Origin of the sequence: uncultured Microbacterium sp. (genome assembly GCF_947488465.1) — a bacterium.
Lineage (GTDB): Bacteria > Actinomycetota > Actinomycetes > Actinomycetales > Microbacteriaceae > Microbacterium.
On the sequence record NZ_CANKZA010000006.1, the window covers coordinates 181,207 to 193,422 of the forward strand.

Annotated in this window: 10 protein-coding genes; 2 read left to right on the top strand and 8 right to left on the bottom strand. The window is 65.9% G+C overall.

Translation table 11 applies throughout. The annotated features are described in order from the left end of the window. Nucleotides 1–134: 134 nt before the first annotated feature. Both Q0653_RS13450 and Q0653_RS13455 read right to left on the bottom strand, forming a co-directional pair. On the bottom strand, nucleotides 135–422 hold the full coding sequence (locus Q0653_RS13450; RefSeq protein ID WP_298945150.1) for an antibiotic biosynthesis monooxygenase: 288 nt from the start codon (nucleotides 420–422) through the stop codon (nucleotides 135–137). Nucleotides 423–600: 178 nt separating this feature from the next. Further along, on the bottom strand, nucleotides 601–1,731 hold the full coding sequence (locus Q0653_RS13455) for a hypothetical protein (RefSeq protein WP_298945152.1): 1,131 nt from the start codon (nucleotides 1,729–1,731) through the stop codon (nucleotides 601–603). 546 nt (nucleotides 1,732–2,277) lie between these two features. On the opposite strand from Q0653_RS13455, the gene Q0653_RS13460 reads away from it, so the two are divergent. Beyond that, entirely contained in the window at nucleotides 2,278–2,520 is a 243-nt protein-coding gene (locus Q0653_RS13460; protein WP_298742130.1) for a hypothetical protein, read from the top strand. Between the two features lie 99 nt (nucleotides 2,521–2,619). Further along, nucleotides 2,620–3,477, top strand: a complete 858-nt coding sequence (locus Q0653_RS13465; protein ID WP_298945154.1) for a hypothetical protein — start codon at nucleotides 2,620–2,622, stop codon at nucleotides 3,475–3,477. Between the two features lie 460 nt (nucleotides 3,478–3,937). Here the strand turns inward: Q0653_RS13465 and Q0653_RS13470 are convergent, their stop codons facing one another. The 6 genes from Q0653_RS13470 to Q0653_RS13495 form a co-directional block, all read right to left on the bottom strand. Continuing rightward, a complete protein-coding gene (locus Q0653_RS13470; RefSeq protein ID WP_298742128.1) occupies nucleotides 3,938–4,606 on the bottom strand; it encodes a hypothetical protein in 669 nt (222 codons plus the stop codon). Nucleotides 4,607–4,755: 149 nt separating this feature from the next. Next, nucleotides 4,756–5,901: a DUF3322 domain-containing protein gene (locus tag Q0653_RS13475; protein WP_298742127.1), complete on the bottom strand. Its 1,146-nt coding sequence runs from the start codon at nucleotides 5,899–5,901 to the stop codon at nucleotides 4,756–4,758. Further along, the gene (locus Q0653_RS13480; protein ID WP_298945156.1) at nucleotides 5,898–9,251 is read right to left on the bottom strand and encodes an SbcC/MukB-like Walker B domain-containing protein; all 3,354 of its coding nucleotides are present in this window, start codon (nucleotides 9,249–9,251) and stop codon (nucleotides 5,898–5,900) included. The genes Q0653_RS13475 and Q0653_RS13480 overlap by 4 nt, the downstream gene beginning before the upstream one ends. Next, complete coding sequence (locus Q0653_RS13485; protein WP_298742125.1) at nucleotides 9,248–9,907, bottom strand: DUF4194 domain-containing protein; 660 nt, start codon at nucleotides 9,905–9,907, stop codon at nucleotides 9,248–9,250. Before Q0653_RS13485 ends, Q0653_RS13480 begins: the two co-directional genes overlap by 4 nt. After that, nucleotides 9,904–11,355, bottom strand: a complete 1,452-nt coding sequence (locus tag Q0653_RS13490) for a DUF3375 domain-containing protein (RefSeq protein WP_298945158.1) — start codon at nucleotides 11,353–11,355, stop codon at nucleotides 9,904–9,906. Before Q0653_RS13490 ends, Q0653_RS13485 begins: the two co-directional genes overlap by 4 nt. A 67-nt stretch (nucleotides 11,356–11,422) precedes the next feature. Continuing rightward, the gene (locus Q0653_RS13495) at nucleotides 11,423–11,944 is read right to left on the bottom strand and encodes a DUF1877 family protein (protein WP_298945160.1); all 522 of its coding nucleotides are present in this window, start codon (nucleotides 11,942–11,944) and stop codon (nucleotides 11,423–11,425) included. Nucleotides 11,945–12,216 lie beyond the last annotated feature (272 nt).

A 12,216-nucleotide genomic window follows, 5' to 3' on the forward strand; every position in this document is an offset into this window, starting at 1 on the left:
TCCGATAGAACGCTGTGCCCCACCATTCTAGGCGCGCACCGTTCGCAACGACCAGGGTGGACCGGGGCGCCCGCCAGCGGATCCCCGTACGAGCAATTCCCGCAAGCGGCACGGACTTGCGCGCATTGCTCCGCCTACTCAGCGGCGAGGCCAGTGACGGTGTAGACCCGCCTGATCGCGGCGGTCTCCGCTCCCCACACACTCTCCGCTACTCGCGCCTGGTGCGCGCGGAAAGCGTCTTCGTTGTCGAATCGCTCTGCGACATCCCACACGGGCGACGACCCGCGGCGCGTGACCTCGAATAGGAGACATCCAGGTTCGGCGCGGGTCAACAGAACATGCTGAGGAAGCAAGGCCTCCACGACTTCCGATTCCGCGGGCGAGGCGCATACCAGCTGGCCGGCGAGCGCGACTTCGGTCATCCGACCAACCTAGATCACCGGGCGGCTCGTGCTCACCGCGATCCCTCTTACGCGCGCTGCCCGGTGAAGATACCTAAACGAGAAACCGCCGCTCAGGACCGGGTGACGTCAACGTATGCGGCTTTGGAAGGATCGCGGGCCCCGCCAGTAACGCGCGGGTGGTCCACGCGGACCGGGGCTACTCTGCGGCGTTGGCCTCGATCCAGTCCAGCGCAGCTTTTGCTGTGAACTGGCCCCTCGCCGAGCGAAGCACTCCTCGAATGCTGGCCTTGAGGGTCGGGGTGACGCGTGCTGCCATAAGCATGTGGAATAGGGCGACTGTGTCGAGGACGAGACTTCCGGATGCCTCGACCAGCCCGAGTTCGTCGCCGCGGACGAGGTCAGCAGGTCTGGAGTCCGGATCGCGCTCCGCGAAGTGGTTGGCGATCAGCCAGAAGTTCGGGATCGGCTGACCGGGGTTGTCCGCGACATACTTGGTCACGAAACGCTCCGTCGTCATCAGCTTGACGCCCTTGACGCCTTTCGTTGTGCCGGTCGCATCGCCGATCACCATCCAGGTCGCATCGGCGGAGTCTCGAATGCGGAAATCCTCCCGAGGCTCACGCGGGTCCCACTGAAGGTCCATGTCCTCCACATCGAAACCGAGCTCCACGAGAGCGTCGCGGACCTGCGCCTGAAGATCGAGGTTCTGGCCAGCTATCAATAGACGCTCGTTTTCCGCAGTGGCCGCGCGCAGAGCAGCCAGGTCGCGCTCCAGCGCCGACAGGCGCTCCTCGTGTGCCAACTGCGCCGCCGCGAAATCGTCCAGCTCGGCTGCGATCTGCGCGGACTTCGTCGTTTCCGCGGGAGTGAACCACTTGTCGGCGTCGAACCAGTCGGGCGCACCGAAGTAGGTCTCCGGGTCGAGTCGGTGCCACTCGGCGAATGCCAACCGGAACCACGGGCGAATGTCTGGTACGTCATCGGGTACGACCCACACTGAGGAGCCAGGAACGCGCTCGTATTTGGCGGCGTACACCATATCGTCGGGGCCGATCAAGAAGGGCTGAAGGGTGTCCTCGTCGCCGCCGAGACCTGGTCCGGAGCCCGTCGTCTTGAGCCCGTGCTGCTCGTCACGCGCAGCGACTGCCGGAACCAGCTGTTGCCGGACTAGGAACTCCAGCTCGTCCGCGAGGCCGTCTGAAATGGTCGCCCTCCTGCCCTTCGCGAAGTGTGGTCCGAGTGCTCGAATGTACGTCTTGCTCCCGTCTTCCAGGACGTCCTGGAAGCTTCCGTCACCTGTCAGAAGAACAATTGCGTTGAGGTGCACAGGAGCGTCTCGACGGGTGAACCCATCCCCCGAGCCTCCGAAGAAGCGCCGCCCGAGGTGCGAGGACAGCACGATTGCGTCCCACTCGCTTGCGTGCACTTCATCAATCGACGAGATGACTCGCGTACTCCCGGCTAGCCCTTCAAGCGCGGATACAGCAGCCTCGGGATCACCCCCAGGCAGCATTACCAGTACTCGTGGACGCGGCGATTCGTTAAGGTCCCTATCTGTCACGGTTCGAGAGTAGCGGCGGCGGCACTGCGGCCTCTTGGATTAGGCCTCAAAGCGAACTTGCGCGGCGACTTGGCACTCACTGCGATCGAGACGTCCGATGCAGCGGCATTCCTCGCCACGACGTCCGGTATCCACCAGACGAGAATGACTCGGTGAGCGACTGCGCCCGATCCCCATGCGGGTACTGCGCGATTGAGGGACGTTGCCGTGCACAGAGAGATTCCACGTGCGCAGAGAAATTCCGGTCGTGATGCAAGCCGTTTGCCCACACGGCCTGCTCGTGGCGTCGGTGGCGGCCGATACATTCCATTTATGGCACAGACGCAGATCGAGCGGTATCGACAGCATGAGGTGTGGGACGTGATCGATCTCAAGCGCGGCGCGCTCGAGACGGTCAAGTACTCCCAACAGGCCCTCGAGCAGCACCGCCTCGAGGTCATCACCATGCTCGAGGCCGCAGCACGGTCTAGGTCGAACCCACAACCGACGCTCTACGACGACATTCTCGACATCATCCGCGACAACTTGAATCAGCTCGCCACGGACGAGCAGTAGTTCCGATCCTGGTCGCAGCAGTCGTACATGAACGACTTGAGAGCCCGGGTACGTGATCTACCTGGCCCGCCACCTCGCCAGGTCAACGAGAGCTATGTTGTGGCGCTCGACAAGGCGATCGAGGCCCGCCAAGATGAGCTCGCTGAACTTCAGTCGGCTGTGTCGGCGCTCAACGATGAAGTCGTGGCGAAGACGACCGAGCTGGCGACCCTCACCAAGAAGGTCGACGCACAGCACGACAAGCTCACAGCCGACGCCGCGACCATCAGCCAGGTCGTCAGCACAGCGGACGAGCAGCTTCGCAGGGAGTGGGAGGCAGACCTCACAGCGTGGAAGAAAGACCGAGACACCCGCGATGCATCACTTGATGAGGAAATGGCTACCCACATTCAGTTGCTCGCGACCGCTGCCTTGACGGGCCGCCGCTTGGTAGAGCAGGCAGCGGGTCATCTCACCGCCGCCGACTGGGCTGGGCGTGCCAAGCGTGAGCGATGGAACGCCCACGGTCTGCGTTGGGCGTCGTTCGTCTTCTTCGCACTCGCTGTGGTCGTTGGAGCGTGGGTGCTATGGATCGCGATCGACAAGGACCTCACCCTGACGGTCGGAGATGGCGTTCTCCGCGGCGCCCTCGTCCTCGCACTCGCTGGCGTGGGGTCGTTTCTCACGATCGAAGCGCGCAGGCACTTCCGCGGGGCCGACAGCGCCGAAGACGTAAAGCTCGCGCTTGCCGCCCTCGAGCCCTTCTACGCGGGCGCGGCCGACGACGAGCGAGCGGAAGTGCGTCGCGCTCTCGGAGACACCGTCTTCATCAAGAACACGCTGTCGCGATTCAATAGCCGCGACGCCGCGAAGCATGCTGGTCCCACGAACGAACAGCTGAACCAGATTGTCGATCTTGTTTCCAGGGGCGCCGACGCGACGTCGAAGGCCGCCAAGGTTGCCGGGGGCACCCCGTAGACGTCGGTTGGACCGGCGCGATGAAGTGCACGATGGCGGCCACCTAAACGACGAACACCAGCGCCGTTCATTGGCCGCGGAGGACTCCACCTTCGCGGGGTGGAGTCCTCCGCGAACTCGCAACGCCCGTTACCCGCGGAATCACGCGGAATTCCAGGCGTCATGCGCCTTCGCGGGAGCGTCGAAACCGACTCAGGGGTCCCCCAGAGGTCCCCGCGGGGGACCCCTGGGGGACCCTAGCCACATCTCCCAGGCGATTCCTGCCACTGAGCCCAACGAGAAAACCCCCGGCTGACCGGGGATTTTTCTGCGGAGACGGAGGGATTTGAAATCGCGCCGTTGTCAATCGAAGTCAACTGAAACCGCGCGATTCCGAGGGTACTGACGTCGCCGACATCCGCTCCGATCAGGTCGATCCGGTTCGATTCGTGGCAGAAACGTGGCACAAATCTTCAGGCCCTCACAGCTCGTGGATCGCGGGGTTGGCCTCGATCACGGGCAGTAACCTCTCGATCTGGACGAAGAAGCGAGCCGCATCGGGGCCGATCGCGTGACACACGCTCCGCATGTCTCGACGAACCTTGCGGAGATCGTATCGATGGAGGGGTTCGAGGTGGGCGACTCGATTGCGGAGGTCGTGAACGTTGGCGACGCGGGCGACGATGCTTTCGGCTGACCAGTCACCCGGCCAGGCCGGGAACGCGTTCTTGATGGCGACGGTCCAGAGCTTCTGCTTCGACTTGTTCGCCTTGGACGGGAGGAGGTAGCGCCACACGCCGAGCGACATCTGCGCCAGCACGTCATCGTGACTCACCGGCCGGTCGTGGTCCGCGGCGATGCGTCTAGCTCGCGTTGCCCCCTTCGACAATTCAGTCTGGTTCAGCGCGCGCAGCAGGTAGGGGTGCGGGCGCAACAGCCAGTGCGGCGTCCCGGCCATCCCGTCGTTCCAGATACGCAGCTCGCGATCGATGGCGTTGCGCAGGACGAGCTCGAAGACGTGGATCGCCTCCATCGCAGCGCCCGATGCGCGGACATTCCACTCGAACAGTTCGTGCGCGCGAGTGATGTCACCACCGGCGTCATCGAGAATCCGCTGCAGTCGAGCGTCGCCGACGAATCGGGAACTCACAGGCTCGATCGGCGACACACAGGCTAGACTAGACGCACAAACACCGGACGCTTCGCGGATCGGTGCTTACACATAAGGGGCCCGGCGCAAGCCGAGGCCCCTTATCCTTTGCCCCACTTTGAGGTCGTCGCTACATCGCTGTCGGCTGCTCAATGATCCGCGTCATCCGGGAGTCGCTGAACCCCGAGCCGCGCGAGTGCGTAGTCCCACGGGACTCGTTCCTGCTCGAGGCGTATGTTCCCCTCGGCGCTCAGCGACTGGAGCGTCGCGCGTTCACCACGCGTGAGTTGATCGAGTACGCCGACGTTCGGACTTGGATCGATGCCCCACAGGTCGCGGTGGTCGAACAGTGTATCCATATCCATCAACGCCGACGTCGCGTCCACTCCCGCGGCTCGGAGTTGGTTGAGGATGGCGAACCCATGCGAATCCAGGTCCCCCCAGTACATCACCGCCTGGGCCCAGGGGAGGCGAGCCACGAGATCGACGCGGTGCCCACCTCCGTGGACGGCGACTGCTCCGGGGACGTCCGGCATCGCGAGCACGGTGGCGAGGTTCTCGAAGACGAACACCCGCTCGGGACGGATCAGATTCGCTGCAAGGTCGTCGACCGGCGCCGACACATCGGTGAGTCCGTGGAAGGACAGCGACGGGTCGAGTACGCGGACCCGTACGAGCGGTGACGACTCACGCAAGCCGAGGTTGAGCGCGCCGGTTCCCGCTCGATGCAAGGACTCCACGAGCCCGCGACGAGTCTCGATCCACTTGGTGTGGATTCCCCGAATCGGCAGCTCGCGGACCAGGCGACCCGATCCCGGATGCTCGCGCAACCACGCGAGCACATCGACGAGTCGCCCGAAGTCGTCATCGTCGAGGTCGGCGATGGCGCGCGCATGTGCACGCAGAACGCCGCTCACGTCGAATCCAATGGACTCCCGCAGCGCATGGAGTCTCGCCACCAGAACGCGCCAGCCTTCCGTCTCGCCGGCGACGCGAGCGATCGCCTCCGCCCCGCGCAGCACCGCACGGACGGGGACTTCCTGCGACCCGATGCGCGACCAGTTGCGGACGACCCACTCGAGTTCTATCCCTGAGCCTTCATCCAGGCCTCGCCAGGCGTCCACCCACTCGCGGACCCGCTCGAGGTCACCCAGCGCCTCGCGTTCGGTCGGCGGACGCAGCGGAACGTCGAGTACGACGGCGGTCTGCTGCTCAGCAGCCCACATGCGCGCATCACGGTCGAAGAGCTTCTTCGCTCGCGCGCGCACATCCGACGGAGAGACGTACGTGGTCACGCGTGCAGCTCCGCGTGCGGTGAGGCCTGTGTGTCAGGCTCTTCGACGGAGAACACGACGTTTGCGAGCCGCGATGCCCTGCGGTCGGGGTTCGACACCGACGTGATCGCGCCCACGTAAGGCTCGAGGGTCTGCAGCAGCTTCTGCGGTGTGGCGAGGATCATGTGGAAGCCGAACTCGCGGAACACCTCCATCGCGTTTCGCGTGTAGTGGCTGTCGGCCTTATCGAACGCCTCGTCGAGCACGATCGACCCGAACTTCGGGACGTCGTCCTCCTCTTCGGTCAGCTGGTAACGCAGCGCTGCGGCGAGGCAGAAGATGACGAGCTTTTGCCGCTGGCCGCCCGACAAACCCTCAGCAGAGTCGTACACGCGTGTGACGCGGCCGGTGACGTCCTTCTCCCTCGCGAGGAAGCTCACATGAAGCCTCGTGTCGAGCACCCGCACCCGCCAGTCGGCGTCGACGCGGTCTTTGGATCCAAGTCGGCCTATCACCCGCTGCAGGACGGCGAAGCGCTGTTCCGCACCGGCGGCCGACTCGTCCGACCAGTTGCCCTCGACGATGCGGCGGAGGTCGCCGAGGAAGTCTTCGACCTCCGGGGTGCGCATCGTCTTCACATCGATCTCGAGGAACCGGTCTGCACCCTCGAACGGCGACCGCCCGAGCGAGGCGTTGACGGGGAGGATCCGTTCGCGGATGAGTCCCGGGGCGTCACGGAGGTCGCTGAGCAGATGCGCGACGACGTCCTGTGATCGCTCGCGCAAGAGCTTCCGGAACTCGGTCTCCTTCTCCGGCAGCCCGCGGGCAAGGATGCCGTCGCGCAGATCGCGGTAGCCGTAGCGATCGCGAATGTCGGCGGTGAGCTCGGCGGATGCCGCCGGCCACCCGAGCCGAAACTCGGCGGCGCGTCCGGCGAACCCCGCCTCCGCGTCCGCTGCGCGAGCTGCCGCGGCATCCTTTTCCTTCGAGAGCGCCGATTGCACCTTTCGTGCGACTTCGTCGACCGTCTCAAGGCTCACGGAGCGCCGCTCGGCTCGGAAGCGAGCGTCCAGGGCATCTACGGTCACCTCATCGACCGCCTCGGGCGCGGTCGCCTGGAGCTCCGCGATCTGCGACGCGATGGCCTCCACTCGCTGGCGAGCCACCGCGTGGTCGCCGACAGCCCGGGCGTGAGCGGCGTTCGCGTCCTCCCGCCGTTGCGTCGCCCGTTCTGCGACCTCCTGCGCCTCGCGGAGGGTGACTGACTCCTCTGTGAGCGCTCGGAGCTCGTCGCGCCGGGCGGCGGTGACCGCCGCGGCGGATCCGAGGTCGATGTCCGTCCAGGTGAAGGACGACACGCGCGCGAAGACATCGCGGCGGATGTGTGCGTCCTGCCGACGAGTGTCGGCCTCGGCATCCCGGGCTGCCGCCCGCTCCATCGCGGCCGTCGCGTCGCGATGACGCGCGAGCAGCGCGCCGAGCCGCGCTTCGGTGTCGCCGCCCAGCACCCATCGTGTGGCGTCGCCGACATCGTGACGGTCGTCCTTCTCGTACCTGCGCGAGTTGCGCTTGACGAGGCCGCCGATCGTGACACCGCGCTCGATGCCCTCGAGCTCGTCGGGGTGCACGACGCAGGCGTAGTCGAACTCGGTGGCCAGGCGCCTGCGGAGGTAGGCGCCGAACGGTCCGTCGCTCACCGCGAGCCGGTGGACGAGCGACCGGGCATCCTTGGGGCGGCGCGGCTCGTCGACGGTGTGCGGCACCGCTTCGATGACGAGCCGCACACCGAGTGTGCGCGAGTCGGCAGCGCGGCGTGCCGTTGCGAGGTGCTCGTCGCGGACGAGCAGCGTTGTCGAGAGCGAAGCCAGCACACGCTCGGCTGCGCCACGCCAGGCAGAGTGCTGTTCGGCGACCGAGATCAGTTCGCCCGCGAAAGGCAGCGCGGATGCCGGAACGCCGATCGCATCGGCGATGAACCGCCGGGCGCTCAACAGCCTCTCGTCGATGTTGCTTCGGTGATCTCTCAGCGACTGGATCTGCTTCGTGACGTGCTCCAGCGCCTTGCGCGTCTGGCTTGCGGCGTCGCGCACGTCATGCGGTACTGCTGCGATGTCACGCGCGGCTTCTGTGACGGCGGCCGCGAGCATCTCCGCGAACTGCTCGGCGTCTTCGGGCAGCGGGGCTCCGATGCGCGCCAGTTCGGCGACGAGCTGGGCTCGGTATTGCCCGGTGATGTCCTCGTCGCGCTGCGCGCTTTCGATCCGCTCCTGCAGCAGCTCGACCCGCGCTCCTCCCTCGTCCCGGACGCGCGCCTTTGCGCTCTCCAGCGCTTCGGCGGCCAGTCGCTGTTCCCGCACAGCGTCGCTCAACTCGCTGTCGGCGCGCGCCAGCCCGGCCCGCGCCGGCGCCTCGGCATCCTTCGCAAGCCGTAGCTTGAGTACCGAAGTGAACGGTTCCACGGCATCGTGCAGCTCAGAGATCGCTGCTGTCTCCGCACCGGCCAGGTCGAACGCCGTGATCGCCTCGTCCACCCTGCGCAGCGAATCGGCCTGCTTCCGCAGATCGACCACGTGCCGGTGTGCGGCGTCGAGCTCCGTGAACTGCTCGACGGCCGTCTCGGCGCGCGCAAAGGTGCCCGGCTGGTCGAGCATGAATCCCCGGAACAGGGCGTCGAGGGTACCGAGATTCTTCGCCGACTGGGTCTTGTGCAGAAGCTGGAGAGTGGCGTCCCCCCGGAACCCGAACTCGCGGATGACTCGCTCATGGAAGCGCCCGTGCCGACCACCCGTGGTGATCAGCGCATCTGGGAAGGCCTTCGACATGCGGCGAGCGTCGATGCCGCCCTCGACGTGCGGCTTCATGTCAAGCAGCCGCACCTGACCGCGAGCGAAGATCCGCGCATCCTTCAGCGCGGTCGGTTCGGTGCGGGTGCCGGGGGCATGGAACACCCGCATCAGTAAGACGGGTTCGTCACGGAGATTCTCGTATCGCAGCAGGATTCCGCTCCACGTCGCTTTTGCTCGCAAATAGCTCGTGGCGGCCCGATCGGCGGTCTCGTCCGCTTCCTTACTCCACGCGCCGCGCACGTAGCTCATGAGGGTGCGATCGCTGTTCCGAGAGGCGCCGTCTTGAGCGGCGGCGTTGAGCCTCAGCCACCGGTCCGGGGTGTAGACGGCGGCGATCGCGTCGAGGAGCGACGACTTGCCCGAGCCGGATGCGCCCGTGAAGAGATGTCCGGCACGCGCGACGCCCACGGCGACGTGGCCGGCGAACGTGCCCCAGTTGACGATTTCAATCTGGGCGAGGCGCCATTGTCCGAGCCTGGTCGGATCGGTCTCCGGCTCGTCGACGGGGAAGCTCAGCATCGTCATTCGGTTTCGTCCTCGTCATCCTGCGATACGGCGGCGACATCGCCCGCACCCTCGCGCGCGATCCGCTGGTACTCCGCCGCGATCGCGCGGATCTGGTCGGCGTCGACGAGCAGACGCAACACAGGTGAGATCTCGGCGCGGTCGTCGCCGACGGCGTGCAGCACGCGCAGTTTGTTCTGCATCTTGTTCCACGATGAGTTGACGCGGCTCGCGAAGTCCTTCTCGTCCCGATCCGGGGTGCGGAACACGGCGAGCTGTTCGAACACCTCCACCTGCCCGACGATGACGCGGCCTCTCCCTTCCTCGCTCAGCAAGGTCTGGCGCAGGATGAGCAGCATCGCGGTGTCGAGGAACGTGAGCGACTCGGACCGTACGGCTTTCGGTGCGTCGTCGGCGGGCGCATTGCGGACGAACGCGAACTCGTTGTCACGATCGATGACCAGTTCGAGGAAAAGATCGGCGAGCCGCGATCGGATGACGGCCTCGTCGGTGAGCAACACACCCCACAGCTGCGCCTCGCGCGCTCCGGAAAGATACGGGCCGCGCACCAGACGCAGCAAGACGCGGCGCGTGCGATCGGGAAGTTCACCGACGTCGCCACGCCAGAGTCCGATGTGCTCATCGTCGATGACATCCGCTGTGAACGGTTCGGTCATATCACCGCTCCTGTGAATCGGTGCGCGGCGACCATTGCCGCGCGCGGAACTCCGTCGGCGCCCTGCCACGCCAGAATCTCCGGCTCATCGTCGATGGTTCCCTGTTCGGCGGCGATCGACAGCAGCCCGATCACGCTTCCGACCCCCTGCGTCGCGGGGTGTCGAGCAAGGACCTCCGCGACGGTGCACGAGGCTACCTCTGCGAGCAGGTCGTTCACGTTGCGAGTGAGTTCGTCGAAGTCGATCTCCGTCTCGCGAGCGATCGCACGCAATTCTTCGAGGCTCGCAAGCGAGGCTGTCTGCGTGACGACCTCTTCGGTGGCGGCGAATTCGGCGGGATCATGAAGGTCGATCGCACCGACACTCGACAAGGCGACAGCAGAGAGATCCAGGGTGAGCGACGTCGACTGCCATGGCCGCGTTTGCGAGGCTGCTGCGACGCCTGCGTGCTGAGCGTCGCGCAGCAGTGTCCTCAAGACCCGGTCCCGCTGATAGTCCTGCGACTGCACGTAGCGGCGAAGCGCCCGCGCGAAGAGCGTGATGACATCGTGGATCTCGGCGCTTCGGCCCTTGAGCGTCGTGAGGAAGGAGCGCAGCACCCGGCGCTCATCCGAGGTGAGGTCGCGAGCGAATCCGCGATCCAGGATTCGGCGGACGTCGGCCGCGAAGGCTGCGCCGAGCGCAGGGTCGAGGACGAGTTGGGAGAAGGCAGCGAAGCTGCGGCCGGCGTCCGAATCGGAGATGTGGTCGATGCCGCGGAAGACCTCGTCGACGACCGATGCTTGAGAGACATCGGACTCGACGATCTTCGCCCGCAGCGACGTGTTCAGAGTCTCGAACTCGGCACGCACCCGAGCGAAGTCGTCAGGAACGTCCGCAGCCTGCGCCAGCACATCGCGAACGCGTTCGAGCGCCCGGTCTTCATCGATCGCCGCTTCGTCGCCCGAGCGGAGGCTCTCGATCCGGCGCTCGATCGCTTCGATTTCCTCCTCGAGCAGTGCGATGCGTGCTGAGACGTCCGGATCGGTGTCGATCGCGAGGCGGCGCACTTGCGCGGCGAGGCTCGCAAGCCGCGATTCGGTCACACTCGAACGCGGCGCGGCGCGTCCCTGGAGGAATCGGATGCCCGCAATCGCGTCCGGCGACAGCTCGAGCGTCTCACCTCGGGCTTCCGACGACGGCCGACGCACAAGGAATCCGGCCGTCCGCCACTGCCCGCAGTACCCCTTCGCCGTCAGCGGCAGGGCGATGCCCTGCGCGCGCAGTCGCTCGAGGTCGGCGTCGATCCGCTCGTACAACTCCTCGGCATCGACGCGACGCTCATCCCCGCCCAGGTGAATGCCCAGAAGACCAGCGATGGTGGGCGCGCTGTCCGCTCGCAGAAGCTTCCACGCAGCGTCGCGCTCGACGAGCTGGGCGAGCTCGAGAACCTGAGCGACGGCGGGCACGGGTCCATTCTGTATGAGTGCCCCGACATCAGACGACATCGTGACCCGCGGCGACCTTTCGGCAGGTTCAGCCGATCATGTAGACCATTCCCCGCCCGTCATCGGCGAGCGCCTTGACGAACTCTTTGGCGCGCTCGAGGAAGTCGAGCACGTAGCGGATCTCATCCCCATCGTCCGCGCCGAACGGGCTTCGCCATCCGACCGCCCACGCGCGTACCCTTGGCTCGTCGAACGCACAGAGGTCGTCGCGGATCGCCGGGATCTCCTCGGGGAGGACCGTCCTGACCCACGGGTCCCAGCCCATGCCACGCATCGTGACGCGTCCCTCGAACATGCTGTAAGCAGGGGCCTCTTCGCGAGCATCCGGTATCGGACGGGTGAGCGATTGCAGAGCCGACCACGCCTTGTCGAGGTAGAGCATGTCGCTCTTCGGCGACACCTGCTCGAAAGTGGCGACGCTCACGCTCGCGTGAGGCTCCATCCCCCAGGCGTCCGCGAGCGGATCGCTCGACAAGATGCTGTCTGGGTCATCGATGGCCTGCTGAGCACGCTCGGCGTCGAAGGCATATGCGTAGTAGCGGATTCCCATGTCTCAAGCATCGAGGTCGGGGCATGTTCATGTTCACGCTCAGCGACCGCCTGGGGACAACTCGCGTGAGGTTCTCCCTGTGGAGGAGAAGACGCGGGCTGCGGCACCAACGGAGACGGAGGGATTTGCGCTCTCGGTCCTCCGTTCATGCGGCTGCAACCACGCGACCGGCACGCGCCAAGCGAGCAGAACGCTCAGCGGACTCCCGCACAACCGCAAGACTGCCCAACGCCAACCACGCCGCAAACGTGGCAGAAATGGCAGATTTGGTG